This is a genomic window from Patescibacteria group bacterium (assembly GCA_041675205.1).
Lineage (GTDB): Bacteria > Patescibacteriota > Patescibacteriia > GWA2-46-9 > GWA2-46-9 > JBAYUF01.
The window spans coordinates 50,902-66,886 of the sequence record JBAYUF010000001.1; the positions used below are offsets into that span (position 1 = coordinate 50,902).

The 15,985-nt window shown below is 49.8% G+C and carries 12 protein-coding genes and 1 tRNA gene; 10 read left to right on the forward strand and 3 right to left on the reverse strand.

The genetic code is table 11. The annotated features are described in order from the left end of the window. Positions 1 to 93 precede the first annotated feature (93 nt). Both WC052_00245 and WC052_00250 read left to right on the forward strand, forming a co-directional pair. Positions 94 to 543: a hypothetical protein gene (locus tag WC052_00245; GenBank protein ID MFA7286089.1), complete on the forward strand. Its 450-nt coding sequence runs from the start codon at positions 94 to 96 to the stop codon at positions 541 to 543. 36 nt (positions 544 to 579) lie between these two features. Next, positions 580 to 4,116 (forward strand): fibronectin type III domain-containing protein, encoded by a 3,537-nt coding sequence (locus WC052_00250; protein ID MFA7286090.1) that lies wholly within the window; start codon positions 580 to 582, stop codon positions 4,114 to 4,116. A 3-nt stretch (positions 4,117 to 4,119) separates the two neighbouring features. Here WC052_00250 and WC052_00255 read toward each other — a convergent pair whose 3' ends face one another. Then, entirely contained in the window at positions 4,120 to 5,172 is a 1,053-nt protein-coding gene (locus tag WC052_00255) for a sugar phosphate nucleotidyltransferase (protein ID MFA7286091.1), read from the reverse strand. A gap of 139 nt (positions 5,173 to 5,311) precedes the next feature. On the opposite strand from WC052_00255, the gene WC052_00260 reads away from it, so the two are divergent. From WC052_00260 to holA, 3 genes are all read left to right on the forward strand, one after another. After that, positions 5,312 to 5,386, forward strand: a tRNA-Cys gene (locus WC052_00260). A 24-nt stretch (positions 5,387 to 5,410) separates the two neighbouring features. Next, positions 5,411 to 8,125 carry a DNA polymerase I gene (gene polA, locus WC052_00265; protein ID MFA7286092.1) on the forward strand — a complete coding sequence of 905 codons (2,715 nt, stop codon included), beginning with the start codon at positions 5,411 to 5,413 and terminating at the stop codon, positions 8,123 to 8,125. Between the two features lie 3 nt (positions 8,126 to 8,128). Then, complete coding sequence (holA, locus tag WC052_00270; GenBank protein ID MFA7286093.1) at positions 8,129 to 9,067, forward strand: DNA polymerase III subunit delta; 939 nt, start codon at positions 8,129 to 8,131, stop codon at positions 9,065 to 9,067. Here holA and rpsT read toward each other — a convergent pair. Both rpsT and truB read right to left on the reverse strand, forming a co-directional pair. Then, positions 9,039 to 9,299 (reverse strand): 30S ribosomal protein S20, encoded by a 261-nt coding sequence (gene rpsT / locus WC052_00275; GenBank protein ID MFA7286094.1) that lies wholly within the window; start codon positions 9,297 to 9,299, stop codon positions 9,039 to 9,041. The two genes, holA and rpsT, sit on opposite strands and share 29 nt — an antisense overlap. A 60-nt stretch (positions 9,300 to 9,359) precedes the next feature. Further along, on the reverse strand, positions 9,360 to 10,112 hold the full coding sequence (gene truB, locus WC052_00280; GenBank protein MFA7286095.1) for a tRNA pseudouridine(55) synthase TruB: 753 nt from the start codon (positions 10,110 to 10,112) through the stop codon (positions 9,360 to 9,362). Between the two features lie 40 nt (positions 10,113 to 10,152). Here truB and infB point away from each other — a divergent pair, with 40 nt between their 5' ends. From infB to rny, 5 genes are all read left to right on the forward strand, one after another. Then, the gene (gene infB, locus WC052_00285) at positions 10,153 to 12,138 is read left to right on the forward strand and encodes a translation initiation factor IF-2 (GenBank protein MFA7286096.1); all 1,986 of its coding nucleotides are present in this window, start codon (positions 10,153 to 10,155) and stop codon (positions 12,136 to 12,138) included. Between the two features lie 17 nt (positions 12,139 to 12,155). After that, positions 12,156 to 12,527, forward strand: coding sequence for a ribosome-binding factor A (locus WC052_00290; protein ID MFA7286097.1), 372 nt, complete (start codon positions 12,156 to 12,158; stop codon positions 12,525 to 12,527). Continuing rightward, positions 12,524 to 13,495, forward strand: coding sequence for a DHH family phosphoesterase (locus WC052_00295; GenBank protein ID MFA7286098.1), 972 nt, complete (start codon positions 12,524 to 12,526; stop codon positions 13,493 to 13,495). Before WC052_00290 ends, WC052_00295 begins: the two co-directional genes overlap by 4 nt. 103 nt (positions 13,496 to 13,598) lie before the next feature. Further along, positions 13,599 to 14,189, forward strand: coding sequence for an ATP-dependent Clp endopeptidase proteolytic subunit ClpP (clpP, locus tag WC052_00300; GenBank protein MFA7286099.1), 591 nt, complete (start codon positions 13,599 to 13,601; stop codon positions 14,187 to 14,189). Between the two features lie 269 nt (positions 14,190 to 14,458). Continuing rightward, a complete protein-coding gene (gene rny, locus WC052_00305; protein ID MFA7286100.1) occupies positions 14,459 to 15,985 on the forward strand; it encodes a ribonuclease Y in 1,527 nt (508 codons plus the stop codon).

The window sequence follows — 15,985 nt, forward strand, 5'->3', positions numbered from 1 at the left end:
CCCAACTTCGTTTTTTGAAAAAGAAATGCTACACTTTCTTTACATTATTAATTTTTTGCTACTTGAATTATGCCGATTTTACGAACGGCGCCAATGAGCAGTGACGATAGTCAGCAGCGCCAATTATCGCGGCGAGGATTGCGTTCACTATTCACAACATTTTTACTCGTCATAGGTGTGTTGGTTGCTGGCTACGCCGCCTACGCAGTGAATGCAACGGGTCCATTCCCGAGTCGCGGCAAATGGCAAGCCGTCTTTTTGGCCAACGGCCAAGTGTATTTTGGAAAGTTGTCTGGGATAAATCGTCGTTACGTCACCCTTTCCGATATCTACTACTTACAGGTATCACAGGGGTTGCAGCAGGCAGCCACACCGGAAGGTGCGCCACCACAAGGACAGCCAAACATAAACTTGATTAAGCTTGGTCAGGAGCTTCACGGACCGGAAGATGCCATGCACATTGAACGAAGTAAAGTTTTGTTTTGGGAGAATTTGAAAGACGACAGTCGGGTGGTCGAGGCAATTTCCCAGACCAAGCAGTAAGCGGTTTGCCAGAACGGCAGCCGGGGCTAAGGTAGTATGAACAGGCAGTATGGTAAGCCGCTGTTTCTGTTGCTCTCAGCGGTGTTTACTGTCTGTACTACAAGTGCTGCCCTTGGGATTGATTACAGTAGTACCAGTTTTATATTGCGCGATCCTGTCGTGAGTGTTGGTGGTGGATATTCCTCTTCTTCTAGTTTCCAGTACACCAGCGTTCTTGGCCAAACAGTTATTGGTGAAAGCACCGCCGCGTCTACGATTGGTCGGTTTGGTTTTTTGTACTTCCCTTCGTTTATAACCGCCCCTCTCGTAACGCCAGTGGCTGGAGTTGAAGAAGTGGTGCTCTCATGGACGGCAGCTTCAGGAACGGTGGCCGTAGACCACTATGAACTTGGCACAGGAACTATTTCCGGTAGTGAAACGTATCAGAACGTAGGGAGTGTGCTTACGTTCACAAAAACTGGACTCACTGGTGGTACGCTCTACTATTTTACCGTTCGAGCAGTGGATGCTACGGGCGAGGTACTGCTTACCTCGTCTGAGGTAAGTGCCACGCCCACCGCAACGACGACTCCACCGCCTTCGACTCCGACCGGTGGTGGAGGCGGTATTATTCCGTCAACAGTAGGTGATGCGGCGCTTCCAGCTGCACCCCGCGCACAATTTGGTGAAGCGTTGGATACGGAAACTATTCGTTGGTATTTTTTTGATAGAGCAAATAACGAAACTGGTTTTCAAATTCGAGACAGTGACGCCAACATCCGTGCCACGACACCACCGTGGGTAACAGAAGACAGTACGTATCTTGATGAAACTAGTTTAGCGGCAAACGTCGTGGCGGCAGGTCGGCGAGCGTATGCTACCAATGTGGCTGGGGTATCCGCCCCCTCAGACGTCTATGCTCCAGTGTATACGGCAATAGAAAGACCAGTGGCGCTCGAAAGTATCCTTACTGACGGCGTCCTCTACCTACGAGCCTCTTCAGAAGGGTACAGTGGTGGGTTCAGTAATATGAGTAGCGGCCGTTCAGGGTTACTGTTTGAAGATGAGACGCACGGCATTGCTTCGGGCTGGGTAAAGGCTGAGACATTCGCCTTTGCAAGTTTACCGAGCGGTACGTATCAGTTTCGGGTTCGAGCTCGGAATGGTGACGGCATAGAAACGAATACGAGCGCTTCCATTGCAGTAGTCGTGCCCCCGTATACTCCGCCAGTGGATGCCGAAAAACCAATCATAGAAATTGTATCGCCTGCGAACGGCGCAACGATTACCACCGATACGCTCACTATTACTGGACGAACAAAGCCCGGGGCACGAGTAACGCTTCGGTATGGAAATGTGGAAACCTTTACTGTTGCAGGAAGTAACGGTATTTTCCGTTTCACTTTAGCGAATCTAAAAAATGGTACACAGCTGGTGCGTTTCATGGCACGAGCGCAGAATGGTGCAATGAGCGATAGTGTTTCTCTTACCTTTGTGGTAGCGCTCCTTGATGATGAACCGGAAGTACCAACGGTAGTTACGCCTGAACCGCCAACAGAAGTACCCCCTGGTGTCATCATTCCGCCTCGTGTTCCAGTGGAGCTGCCTGGACTGCCAACCCTGCCGCGTATAGAAGGATTGCCTGAAAATATTGTCGACGGTAGTAAGGTAGTTACTGGGGCTATTAAGGCGGTACGTGATTTTCTTAATGTCGAAGCTCCGGCCGCAGTCGCTCAGCTAGGTAGCGATGTTCGTTCCTTGGCGTCACGGGTAACAAGACCAACCTTGGCGCCGGTTGTTGCATTAGCTCGTTCTGTTGCTGCATCGGTCCGCGCTCGAGTGGCACTGGTGGCTGGTGAATTCCGTATTGGAGTTCGCTTGGTTACACGCGACGCGCCACGGGCATTCAGTAGTGCTTTCCGTACCTTTGCCGAGTCGACAGCGAATATATCCTTCTTCAAGAGCACTCAACCACCATATCTTGCCCGACTTTTTTTCTTCGCTCGCGCCGAGACTATACGTTCTATCGCGCAGCTCCGCGCATTCCGAGGGGTCTTCGTCCAGGGACTGCCAACGTTCGGTCGTGAGGTGCGGCAGCTCATTGTCGCCGTCAGTAAGCGTCTCCCCCCTGAAGAAACTAGTGCTGACCCCCTTATTGTGATGGTAATGCGCACTATTCGTGAAGATGTGCTCGTTGCTAGTACTGTTGCTCGTATGGTCGGTTCTCGAGCGGTAGTGCAAGTACCGGTGGCGCTGTCTGTTGCGCAGACGACGGTGCGTTCACTCTCTCCCGCACCGTACCTTCGTCAGGCATTTGAGCAAGGAACCCAAGATTTCTTGGCTGTTATCAGTGCCGCATTGCGAGCTGGCGATACTGCTCGTGAACGGCTGATTCTTTTGGCACGAGCATTGTCACCAGTACCTGCCGTGCGGCAGACCGTGGCACAGCTGCGACTTGATGCCGTTGCCTTGGCAGATGCCTTTGCCGTTAGTACGCGTAGCATCGTTACTGATACGAGAACGACAATTGGAGAATATCAGACAGCCGCGCAAGCTTTGGCCGCCGCCGTCACCCTACCGGATGTCGTAATTGATACGGAACAATTCCAAACCATCATTGCTTCTTATCTGACTGCGGGCACGGAAGCAATCACTCGAACGGGTACCTTTTTCACTACCGACGTTCCGAATATTGCCCGTACCTTTGTGGGTGATGTGCGGGTAGCTATTCGTCCGCCAAGTCGGGAGTCAATTATCGGATCCGGGCCGGACTCAGCTTCGCCGTTGGTTGCCCTGGTTCGTCCTCGACCAACCGAGGTGCCGTCAGCGCTTCCCGTTGACAGTGTCGTGGCAAAATCAAATTTTGGAAACGTGACGTTATTGGCAGCAGAAGATACGGCTTTGCGACTTCCGGCTGGGTATAGTTTTAAATTATTTGTTCGTCCGTCGAAGCCAGTTACGGAGATTACCGGTGAACTTATTTTGACCGCAGCGCAGGGGAGTACAGACGTAGAGGATGTACCAAGCAATCTATTCTTACGTATTCCCGCTGCCCAAGCAGCGGTCATAGCCCCCGTTGAGGCCCTGGCTTTGTCGGTCGCAACGTTTCCATACCGCCGTACAGAAACGGGTATTTATGCCGCCTATGCGAGTGTCCCCCCGCTTATTGGTAGTTATCAACTACTGACGCATCTGGCGTATGCTGATGGCACAGAGCGGACCATTGCTCGTGAAATTGAAACCGAGAGTTCAGGGTATCTCTATGCCATAACCGATCGCGGTCAACAAGAACGTATTCGTGGGGCCGTCGTTTCACTTCGAGTTGAACGTGAAGATCAATCAGGTTTTGTTTTGTGGCCCGGCCCACTGTTTGATCAAAAGAATCCAGTCAAAACTGATGAAACCGGTGCCTATCAGTTTTTGCCGCCACCAGGGACGTATCAACTACGTATTGAGCATCCAGATTATGAGTCTTATGAATCGGAGGTTATTAGTCTCGAATTTACCTCGCCGATTGCTCGCCCGATTGCGCTTACCCCGAAGCCACGAGGTTTCCTTGAGATTATCTCAGGGGCCATTCGCGATAGTCGCTAGGAACTAGGTTAGTTCTTCTCCTTCAGTTGTTTCAATGGCTGCAACGAGGGCACGAACATCTTGAGTCGCATTAGCATCGCAAATCAGCAAGGCGTCACCAGTGTCGATGATGATGAGATTATCAACACCAACAGTTGTTACCAGACGATTCGATCGATTGATAACAAGACTGCGTGTTGTATTAACGCCAATGTGGCGGCCTTCGATGGTGTTCGATTCAGTAGCTGTTCGTTGCCAATCGCGAACCGCCTGCCAGTGCCCGATGTCAGTCCAGGTAATTGGTGTGGGAAGAACGGCGAGCTTTATGTCGCGCTCGAGCACTGCTTTATCAATAGACTCAACCGCCGCCGCAGCATACGTTTGAGCGGTTACTGTACCTTGGAGTGTTGCGGCGATAATAGCACCTAAGTCTGGATTACAAGCAGCGATTCTTTCTAAAATAGTTTCAGCATGCCAGAGAAACATGCCGCTATTCCAAAGTGCGTTTCCCGCAGTTACGTAGCCAATTGCTGCATCTTTGTCAGGCTTTTCGTGGAATCGTCGAACAGATAGCACGCCAGGCGCTAGTTCAGCACCAACTTCAATGTAGCCGTAGCCTGTTTCTGGATAGGTGGGAACAATGCCTAGGGTGAGAAGATAGTCAGGATACGTAGCAAGAAAATCAAGGCCAACGAGAATTTTTTCTGCCAAGATTTCTGGGTTACTAATCAAATGGTCGGCGGAGAGAACCAAAACTGATTCGTTCGCAGGTACGCCACCACGAACCATAGAAGCCACACCGAAGCTTATTGCAGCTGCGGTCCCCCGTCCTTCGGGTTCTTGAAAAATGTGTTCTGGCCGCAGCCGTGGGAGTTGCTCGCGCACTTCAGTAAGCTGAAACTCATTAGAAACAACTACAAATATATTCGCAGCAGAAGTAAAAAGTTCAGCTCGCTCCGCTGTTGCCTGTAGGAGGCTCTGGTCTGATAAAATTCGTTGTAGCTGCTTAGGACTCTTTTTTCTAGAGAGTGGCCATAGACGAGTCCCTTTTCCGCCAGCGAGAATGAGAATTTGCATAGATATGCAAGAGTATAACATAGCCATTAGAATTGCCGATGTGATACTAATGACGTATAGTTTTGGGGCTTACAATAGTCCGGTTTGTTCCGATAATTGGCAGTTACTGTACTGCCCTACACCGAGGAAGTGACACCACGGCGCCGTGGTGAAGTGGTAACACTGCGGTCTGCAAAACCGCGATGCGGGGGTTCGATTCCCCCCGGCGCCTCCAGCTAATAATTCCAACAAAATAGGTATGTCATTTGAGAAGCCGCGTAGTCTAGTTATTTTTGACGGTAACGCGCTCTTACATCGGGCGTGGCACGCTTTGCCGCCACTCATGACTACCGACGGTCGCCTTGTGAACGCCGTTTACGGCTTCCTCCTCGTCTATTTGAAAGTCATACGGGAGTTAAAACCAAGTCATCTGGTTGTGGCATTTGATCGGCCTGAACCAACTTTTCGACACGAGGCCTACGAGGCCTATAAAGCAACTCGCGAAAAGCAGCCGGATGAGCTGTATGACCAATTGCCAATTTTGAAACAGGTGTTAGCGGCGATGCGAGTTACGGTACTTGACGCAGTCGGTTTTGAGGCAGATGACGTGATTGGTACTGTGGTAACGACGGCAAAGCGAGCAGGGTTAGCGAGTATCATTGTAACGGGAGATATGGACGAACTGCAGCTCGTTGACGAGCAGGTGCGTGTTTACACACTGCGTCATGGTTTGAGCGATACAATCCTCTATGACGTGCCAACAGTTCAGAGGCGCTACGGATTAGCGCCCAGTCAGCTTATTGATTATCGGGGATTAAAGGGAGACCCGTCGGACAATTTGCCAGGGGTGAAGGGTGTTGGTGAAAAAACAGCCACGTTACTTATTCAGAAGTTTCAAACCTTGGAAGGTTTATATGATGCACTAGAACGTGGTGAGCATGATGCGCCACTAAAACCAAAATTGATTGAACGTTTAGTCGAGCATAAGGCTGACGCTTTAATGACTCGTAAACTCTCAATTATTCGTTGTGATGTACCAGTTTCTTTTTCACTTGACGAGCTTGTTGTAGAAGCGCCTGATACAGCAACTGTTGTGGCGCTCTTTCAAGAGTTACAATTTTCTTCCCTCATCGCCAAATTACCAGGAGTGAATGATGCAGTTGTGATGGCGGCAGCGCGCGACAGCAAAGCCACTATCCCTGTCCAGTATAAAACAATAACCGATGACCAATCGTTGCAAACGTTAGTAGCAGTACTCTGCCAGGAGTCTTGTTTAGCCATTGCCACAGTTACTAGTGGTGATGAGGATGACTCAATTTTGCTTGGCATAAGTTTTTCCTGGGGGCCTGGTCTGGCGGCATATGTGGTGCTCCACGATGCGGCTCATCGGCTCGATGCATTGGCACCACTGTTAACAAATTCTGCACTTGCAAAGTGGGGTCATAATGTGAAGGATCAGTATAAAGTTTTAGAGCGGGCGGGGGTAACGTTGGCGGGCTTGGCTGGCGATACCATGCTGGCGGCATACCTTATTAATCCAGGCGTACGTGCCTACGACCTCAGTGCTCTGAGTTTTACTGAATTTGGTCATCGTCGAAGTCGAGCAGCTATAGCCAAGAAGAGCAAAGCGTCCGTTGTGCCAGAAGTTTCACTGGCCGAGCTCTCAATAAATGCGTGTGAAGACGCTGACTATACCTGGCGTCTTCAGGAGCAATTTTTGCCAAAGTTGAAAGCGCATAATTTACAGGCTTTGTTTGATACCATCGAAGTGCCACTCGTTCCGGTGTTAGTTTCTATGGAGCAAGCAGGCGTTAAAATTGATGTGGCAGTCTTAAAAGCATTAGAAGATAGAGTAGCTGCGCAGATAGGAAAACGAGAAAAAGAAATATTCGCACTAACGAAAACAACGTTTAATATTGATTCTCCGCGTCAACTTGCAACAGTCTTGTTTGAAACTCTTAAACTGCCAACGGCTGGCATTGGTCGAACGAAGTCTGGTTACTCAACTGCGGCGCCAGAGTTAGAAAAATTAAAAGGGACGCACGAAGTTATTGCAGCGCTACTAGATTATCGCGAGCTTACGAAGTTGCAGTCTACGTATATCACCGCCTTACCTAAAATGGTGTCTCCTAAGAGTGGCCGGTTGCACACGACGTTCAGTCAAGTAGTCGCTGCTACTGGTCGATTGTCTTCTTTAAATCCGAATTTACAAAATATTCCTGTGCGGAGTCCCTTGGGGGCACAGGTGCGTTCAGCGTTTGTTGCTGAGCCAGGAAATATACTTATTTCGGCTGACTATTCCCAAATTGAATTACGTATTGCAGCGTCATTGTCTAAAGATCCAGTCATGCTTGCTATTTTTCAGGACGGAAAGGATATTCACCAGGCAACAGCGGCACGTATCCATGGCATATCGGAAGCTGAGGTAACGAAAGAAATTCGTGCCACAGCGAAAGAGGTGAATTTTGGCGTGCTGTATGGTATGGGGGCGTGGGGGTTGGCAGCCCGAACAGGGTTGTCGCCCGCCGCAGCTCGGGAGTTCATTGATCGCTACTTCACAACCTTCGCAGGATTACGAACCTACCTAGACGAGTTACTGGTGACAGCCAAGAAGCAAGGGTTTGTTGAAACACTGTACGGTCGTCGGCGATACGTACCTGAATTGTCTTCGGGTGCCGTCATGGTGCGGCAGGCCGGTGAACGAATAGCGGTCAATATGCCTATTCAAGGGACCGCAGCTGACATGATGAAACTGGCTATGATTGCCGTGTGGAAAGGGCTACCCAGTATTTCCCCGGCAGCGCGTCTGGTACTCCAAGTGCACGACGAATTAATTATTGAAGCACCTATTGCAAGTGTTGGAGCCGTTGGAGCGTTTCTTCATGATGAAATGATTGCTGCGGCCAAGCTCAGTGTGCCGGTGGTTGTTAACGTGGCCGCCGGACATTCCTGGGGGTCGCTAGAGGCGCAGTAATTTATGGTGTTTCTCATTAGCGGTCCTGATACATTGCGAGCCCGCCGTAAGGTGTCAGAGATAAAGGCGAAATTTATACATGATGTTCCGAATGGCGCCGTCACCCGTATTGCTGGTGAGGGTATTACTGTTCGCAGTGTCCAAGAAAACTTTGGGGCTGCGCCGCTTCTCGCCCGTCGGCAACTCGTCATTGTGTCGGACCTCCTGCTCGTGAAAGAAGTAGCCGTTCATAGTGCGGTTGCTGCGTTTTTGGAGCGATTACAGCAAGCGAATGACAGCAATGTCATTGTTTTTTTTGAAACTGAAATAAAACAGGCCGGGCCACTCCTCAATTGGTTGAAAGCGAATGCGCTGTGCCAGGCGTTCCCAGTGCTAGATAGTCGGCAGATTGCTGCGTGGGTCGTGGCAGCCTGCAAAGAACGAGGACGAGCAATTACCCCTGGTGCTGTGGCGCAACTTGTTACCGGTAGTGGTGGTGACAATTGGCGGTTGCTGAATGAAATAGAAAAATTGCATGCCTATGTACCAGTCAACGCGCCGATTACGGAAGACGTTGTTGCAATTCTCTTTACGCCTACGGGCGAAGACAAAATTTTTGCAATGATTGACGCCGTCATCCGAGGAGAAACCGATACCGCAAGCTCGCTCCTCAATCGGCTCCTCGCCGATGGCGCCGCCGCAGAGAACATCGTAAGCCTGCTCGAGCAGCAGTTACGTACCGTGCTTCTCTTGCAGCTTGATGCCTCTGGGTCGGCATTACGTGGTGTGCATCCGTATGTAATACAAAAACTTCTTCCCGTCGCTCGACGGTCAGGAATGCTGGAAATTAGAAACGCCTACGCGGCATTAGCCGAGGTAGACGTTTCTATTAAGCAGGGGACAGTTGACGCAAAGACAGGATTGCTGCAGTTCGCTATGACGTCTTTTGCCAAAGTTTCATAAGGCGAGATTTTGTTCTCGCTGCCGCATTTTTTTTGAGCACCTTTTTCTTCACTGATTTATCAAGCATTTGAACAGTTGCTTTCAGCAGACTTTCTGCCTCGGCACTTTTTGTGCTCGCCGCTTTGCGTGCATTTTTCAACGTACGCTTTAGGGTCTCTCGAACAATCTTATTTTGTGCGGTGCGCTTCTTCGTTTGTCGCAACGCCTTCATTGCATTCGGTTTTCGAGGCATGTGTTTGTTGGGAAGTAAGATTCAATAAGTAGCGCTAGCATAGCAGTTTCCTTTGGAACGTCAACACTTTTTCTTATCTAACGTCCCTCGTTCGTTTTGAACGGCTGTTGTTGGGAGTAATCGTTCCAGAATGGTTCGCTCCGTCAGTTCAGTCACAGTAACCGCATTTTTCACTGAAAAAGGTCCAATTTCTGTACGACGAAGCTCTATAATGTAGCCACCCGTGCCAAGCGCTACCCCCAGATCGCGCCCTACTGCTCGTACGTATGTTCCAGATGAGCACGTCAGACTGATTTTTACGTCGTTATTGCTGTAGGTAATAAGTGCCAAGGCAGTAATCGTAACCGGCACGGGTCGAAGTGTCACTGGTTTACCTTGGCGTGCGTGAATGTAACTTGCGACCCCGTTAATTTTCTTAGCAGAAAATGGCGGCGGAAGCTGCATGGTGGTGCCGATAAATTTTTCGAGCGCTTTACGGACGGTTTCTTCCTTTGGTGGGGTAAACCCAGCCGTTGGTATTGGCGTCGCCTCGGCGTCGTCGGTGGCTGTAGTTGCCCCAAGCCGGATAGTTGTTTCGTAAGATTTAGTAAGTCCCAAAAGTTGTCCGAGTGCTTTTGTTGACGAACCAATACCGAGGATGAGGAGACCACTCGCATAGGGATCAAGCGTGCCAGCGTGACCAACCTTTATTTTTTTCCCATATGGGCGGAGCAGGCGTCGTACCGTGGCGACAACATCATGCGACGTCGGCCCGACCGGCTTATCGACCAGCAAGAATCCACTCGGTTGATTGTTTGAGGTCATGGTAGTCATTGTTGACGAAAAGGGTAATTTCTCGTATATTGAAGACCCTATGAACTTATCAGAGCTGGCTCGCCGCCTCAAGGTCTCTCCTAACGAGCTTCGGGAAAATTTACCCAGGCTCGGTTTTGATATTGGGCGGAAAGCAATTAAAGTTGACGATCGTGTTGCCACAAAAATTTTGCGCTCCTACGCACAGGCAAAACGGGAAATGGAGCAGCGCGACAAAGAGAATCGTAAGCAGCAAGAACTACAGACGGCAGTGGCCGCCGCCAGCACTGGCGTGGAGTTACCAGCCGAGGTAACGGTTCGCGAATTGGCGCAGATGCTTGGTATTAGTGTGCCGTTACTCATGACTGAACTTTTGAAGAACGGCATACTTTCATCATTGAATGATCGGCTTGATTTCTCTACCGCGGCAGTGGTCGCAGAAGATCTCGGTTTCACGGTAAAAGCAAAAGGTGAGAGTGGCTCAGGCGAGGGTACGGTTGGTGCCGCTGAAATGCTAAAAGAGGCGCTTTTGAATATCGAAACGCAGCCTCGCCCGCCGGTGGTTGTTGTCATGGGGCACGTTGATCACGGCAAAACAACACTGCTCGATACCATACGAAACACCAGCGTTGCCAAGAGTGAAAGTGGTGGAATTACGCAACACATTGGAGCCTACCAAGTAGAGCATAATGGTAAGTTGCTGACCTTCATTGATACCCCGGGCCACGAAGCGTTTCGAACCATGCGTTCTCGTGGCGCCAAGGTGGCCGACATTGCCGTACTTGTTGTAGCGGCCGATGATAGTTTGAAACCACAAACCCACGAAGCGCTCGCCATGATTCGTGGTGCCAATCTACCGTTTATCGTGGCTATAAATAAAATAGATAAGCCGGAGGCCAACATTGAACGGGTGAAACAGGATTTGGCTTCGATTAGTTTGCTGCCAGAAGATTGGGGCGGTAGTACTATTTGTGTACCAATCTCAGCAAAAAGTGGTGAGCATATTGATAAATTGCTTGAGATGGTGCTCCTTGTTGCCGATGTGAATGCCGAGCGGATTGTGGCGAACCCTGATGGTCGCGCTTTGGGCTCAGTTATTGAAGCTCGGGTTGATACCAGTGAGGGGCCAATTGCCACACTACTCGTGCAGAATGGCACCTTACGTCGCGATGACGTACTTGTGCACGGTGACACGTTAATTGGTAAGGCTCGACTATTAAAGTCTCACCTAGGCGTCACCATTGAGTCGGCAGGACCATCAACTCCTGTGCGAATTCTTGGGCTGAAAGAGGCTCCTGAGGTGGGGGATGTTTTAGAGGTTGCTGATAGCGACACGGAATATCGTACAGCGAAAAAGGTAAAACGGCAGCGTCAAATCATGGATGCCTTGCCAGCCATGCGCTCAGAAAATCAAGAAACACCAACCATTCTTCTGCCAGTGCTTCTTAAGGCTGACGTTTTGGGCTCGCTGGAGGCCATTGTTGAGGCGATTGAAAAAATGAGCACGAGTCAGGCTCGGGTTCAGGTGATTGGTCGCGGGTTGGGTCACATTACTGAGGGGGATATTGCTCGCGCGGCCGCTACCTCAGAAACGCTGGTGGCAGGTTTTCGTGTTCAGGCAACTCGTGAGGCTCGCGATGCCGCTGACGAACAGGGTGTTGCGGTCAAAACCTATGAAGTAATTTATGACCTCATTCGTGACATTAAAGAGCAGCTTTCGGGCAAGTTAAAACCTGAGATTGTTCGTAGCGATGTTGGTCTGGGCATGATTTTAAAGATTTTCCGCCAAGAGCCGAAACGGCAGGTTGTTGGTATGCGTATCACCGCAGGTCTTGTTACCGCTGGCGCGCTTTTTGAACTTGTTCGTGGTGGTGAAATTGTTGGGCGCGGTACGGTGAGCCGCCTGCAAGCGGGTAAGGAAGAAATTCGAGAAGCGGCCAGTGTTACAGAGTGTGGCGCAGAATTAACCGGTAGTGTGCCAAAATTTGTCGAACAAGATGCGTTGCGGTTTTACACTGAAGTTGAAGAGCGGCGTGCTATTGCCTAGCCGCTTATAAAGTTGTTATGACTCGTCGGACTGAGCAAGTAAGTGCAGAGTTAGCAACACTTATTGGTCGCTACCTCCTTGAGCAACCCGACGAATTAGATGGGGCATTGTGCACTATTACACGGGTGGAAACCACGCCGGACTTAGCGCATGCACTCGTTTTTGTGAGCATTTTACCGGATCAGCGGCGAGGAAGTGCGTTGGCGGTACTACGGCATTTTCAGCGACCATTTGCGAAACGACTCTTTCATGATTTGACCATGAAAGTAATTCCACGAATTCATTTTCATATTGACGACGTCTTCGTGCGAGCGAATGCAATGGAGACGTTACTAAATCAAGTAGCGGCTGAGCTTCCTCCACTTGAAGATGTCGCAGAGAAGCCATGACCTTTAATGCTTTTCGAGAAGCGGCCGATACCCTTCGCGCCTCGCGTAATCCGCTTATCATTCTTTTGCGGGATGTCGATGCGGATGCGCTCGGCACCAGTATGGCGGTGGCCCGGGCAGTTGCCCAGCAGGGTGCCCACGTTACGCTCTACTGTGGTGAACCTATCCCGGCCAATTTAGCTTTTCTGTTAGACGCTGCATTCCCTATTTCGACGACGTTGTCGCAGAGTGTCTTGGCGGCAACTGATGCGATAGTCGTTGCTGATGCCGGCGCTTTAGAAAGAACGGGTGTGGCCGAGGAAGTACGCGCATGTGTTGCACGGGGGGTTCCACTAATCAATATCGATCACCACCAAGTCGCGGCTGCGTTTGGCACCATCAATCTCGTTGATGCTGGCGCGTCTGCCGCTGCGGTTTTAGCCTACGACCTCATTAAACTTGGTGGGTGGATTATTGATCGTGATATGGCCACGGCAATATTGGCTGGAATCGTTGCTGACACCGGTAATTTTTCGAATGGCGGCACCACTATCCGCGCATTGGAAGTGGCGGCGCACTGTTACGCAACTGGTGCCGAATCACGATTAGTCATTCGCGCGCTCTACAATTCAAAACCGGTGAATGCTTTGAAGCTGTGGGGAGAAATTCTCTCACGGCTGACAAAGCATGAACGTCTTGGCATAGCGAGCACGGTAATTCTTGATGACGACTTTGAAAAGTACGCTATTGATGAAGAGTCTACCGAAGGGCTCGCTAATTTTTTGAATGGTCTTAGTGACGTGAAAGCCGCACTTATTTTAAAGCAGCTACCGAATAACGAGATTCGTGGCAGCCTGCGTACAACCAGAGACGATGTTAATGTGGGTAAATTAGCACAGGCCCTTGGTGGTGGCGGTCATCGAAAGGCTGCCGGATTTACTATACCAGGTCGCATAGTTCGTTTTAAAAATGGTTGGAAAGTTGTTTAAAAGTTGCCACGGGCAGAAGAGCGGACTATCCTAGTAGCCATTAGCCATTAGCCATTAGCCATTAGCCATTAGCCATTAGCCATTAGCCATTAGCCATTCTATTATGGTTCTTATTCCAACGGTCATAGAAAAATCAAATTTTGGTGAGCGAGCATATGATATTTACTCTCGTTTACTAAAAGAGCGAATTATATTTCTTGGAGATGTTATTGATGATCACGTTGCCAATACGGTCATCGCGCAACTTTTATTTCTAGATTCGGATAATTCAAAGAAGGATATAAAATTGTATATCAATTCACCTGGTGGCTCGGTAACGGCTGGGCTCGCAATATACGACACGATGCAGTACGTCAAAGCAGATGTCTCCACCATTTGTATAGGGTTGGCGGCGAGTATGGGGGCGGTACTGCTTGCGTCAGGCGCTAAAGGGAAGCGTTACATTTTACCTAATGCCGAAGTGATGATTCATCAAGTGATGGGGGGTGCTGAAGGTCAGGCATCGGACGTTAAAATTCGAGCTGAGCATATCGTCCGAATCAAAGATCGTCTCAACGCTATTTTGGCAGGCCACACGAATCAACCAGTAAAGAAGGTGGAGCAAGATACGGATCGTGATCGATTCATGACAGCCAAGGATGCACATCAGTATGGCATTGTCGACAAAATAATTACTTCATCGCCGAAAGCGTAGAGTGGCTAGTAGGGTGTATTGTTAAGGCATCTGGAGCACTTGGGGCCTTGCGATAATGGTATTTTGGTGGTATAGTTTCGCCGCAACGTTTCCTTTACCTATCCTCGAACATTCATTCGTTCCGAAACGGAATTGGTGATCGGCAGATTCATTTTCATGGCTTCTATTCCTGTTGTACGTGATTGATTGCCACCGACGCATCGTGCGCTTCGGTCTTGTGTGCACCAACTAAAAAGTTCGGTACGGGGGTGTTCGTTTACGAACACACTATGTCTGTAACTGTGGTTATTATTTCGTCTATCCTCGCGCTTGGCGTTGGGGCTGCTTTTGGTTACCTGGCTCGTCGTTTAGTTGGGTCGCGGACCGTTAATTCAGCTGAAGCTCGTGCGGAAAGTATTCTCGAAGAAGCGAAACGTCGAGAGAAGGATACTGTCCTTGGGGCAAAGCAAGAAGCTTTAAAAATTTTAGACGAAGCGAAGCAAGAGATTGCAGGTGAGCGACGGGAGCTAAAAGAACAAGCCCAAAAAGTAGAGAAGCGAGAAGGGTTGTTTGAGAAGAAGTTACTAGAAGTTGACGACCATGAAAAACAGATTGAAAAGGACAAGCAACGGGTCGAAGAACAGTTGAAGCAGGCAACGGAAGCGCACGCCGCAGCCGTAACGAAGCTTGAGTTGTCAGCCGGTTTGAATCGTGACCAGGCTCGCACTGAGCTTTTTGCCGCTGTTGAAGCAGATGCCAAAGAAGATATCGTATCTCGAATTCGTAAAGTACAAGATGAGGGGGCGACTGAAATCGAAGAAAAGGCCAAGCGAGTGTTGGCCATGGTCATTCAGCGCTGCGCCATATCACACGCCGCTGACACCATGACGACAACCGTTGATTTGCCGTCTGACGACATGAAGGGTCGCATCATTGGAAAAGAAGGTCGTAACATCAAAGCCCTCGAGCAACTTACCGGTGTTGAAATTGTTGTTGATGAGACGCCCGGGAGCATCATGATTACGGGTTTTAATCTGGTGCGTCGTCACTTAGCGAAGCGAGCCCTAGAGCGGTTAATGCTTGATGGTCGGATTCATCCGACCCGAATTGAAGAATCAGTGCTGGAAGCAAAAAGAGAGTTAGCCCTTGAAATGAAAAAAGAAGGTGAGGCTGCTATGTATCAGCTCGGGCTCACCGGGGTGGATCCTAAATTAGTGCAGATTCTTGGTCGGCTAAAATTTCGTACCAGCTTCGGACAGAACGTACTCCAGCACTCATTGGAAGTCGGTACACTGGCCGGATTATTAGCAGAAGAATTAGGGGCAGATGTTCCAGCGTGTAAGAAGGGCGGGCTTTTCCACGATATTGGAAAAGCGGTTGACCACGAAGTGCAGGGTGCCCATACAGAACTTGGTTACCGACTGATGAAGAAGTACGGCATGCCAGAGCATATCGCCTACATGGCAATTGCCCACCATGAAGATCGCCCTTCTACGTTAGAGGGTGTCATCGTTCGCACAGCTGATGCTATTTCTGGTTCTCGGCCAGGAGCGAGACGGGACAGCGTGGAGCGGTACATTCAGCGACTAGAAGAAATTGAAAAAGTTTCTTTGGCGGTTCCTGGTGTCACAAAAGCGTACGCCATTCAAGCTGGCCGCGAAGTGCGGGTCTTCGTGACGCCGACTGAAGTAGACGACCTTGGCATGATTAAAGTTGCGCAGCTCATTGCTAGAAACATTGAGAAGGAACTCAATTACCCAGGTGAAATTAAAGTGAATTGTATTCGGGAAAGTCGTGTTATCGAGTACGCTCGTTAG

Bases quoted from the DNA above. Each gene is read 5' to 3' on its own strand.
- rpsT (MFA7286094.1), bottom strand. From the start codon at position 9,299: ATGCCTCGAAAACCGAATGCAATGAAGGCGTTGCGACAAACGAAGAAG.
- holA (MFA7286093.1), top strand. From the start codon at position 8,129: ATGGTGTTTCTCATTAGCGGTCCTGATACATTGCGAGCCCGCCGTAAG.
- WC052_00290 (MFA7286097.1), top strand. From the start codon at position 12,156: ATGACTCGTCGGACTGAGCAAGTAAGTGCAGAGTTAGCAACACTTATT.
- WC052_00250 (MFA7286090.1), top strand. From the start codon at position 580: ATGAACAGGCAGTATGGTAAGCCGCTGTTTCTGTTGCTCTCAGCGGTG.
- rny (MFA7286100.1), top strand. From the start codon at position 14,459: ATGTCTGTAACTGTGGTTATTATTTCGTCTATCCTCGCGCTTGGCGTT.
- polA (MFA7286092.1), top strand. From the start codon at position 5,411: ATGTCATTTGAGAAGCCGCGTAGTCTAGTTATTTTTGACGGTAACGCG.
- infB (MFA7286096.1), top strand. From the start codon at position 10,153: ATGAACTTATCAGAGCTGGCTCGCCGCCTCAAGGTCTCTCCTAACGAG.
- WC052_00295 (MFA7286098.1), top strand. From the start codon at position 12,524: ATGACCTTTAATGCTTTTCGAGAAGCGGCCGATACCCTTCGCGCCTCG.
- WC052_00255 (MFA7286091.1), bottom strand. From the start codon at position 5,172: ATGCAAATTCTCATTCTCGCTGGCGGAAAAGGGACTCGTCTATGGCCA.
- truB (MFA7286095.1), bottom strand. From the start codon at position 10,112: ATGACTACCATGACCTCAAACAATCAACCGAGTGGATTCTTGCTGGTC.
- WC052_00245 (MFA7286089.1), top strand. From the start codon at position 94: ATGAGCAGTGACGATAGTCAGCAGCGCCAATTATCGCGGCGAGGATTG.
- clpP (MFA7286099.1), top strand. From the start codon at position 13,599: ATGGTTCTTATTCCAACGGTCATAGAAAAATCAAATTTTGGTGAGCGA.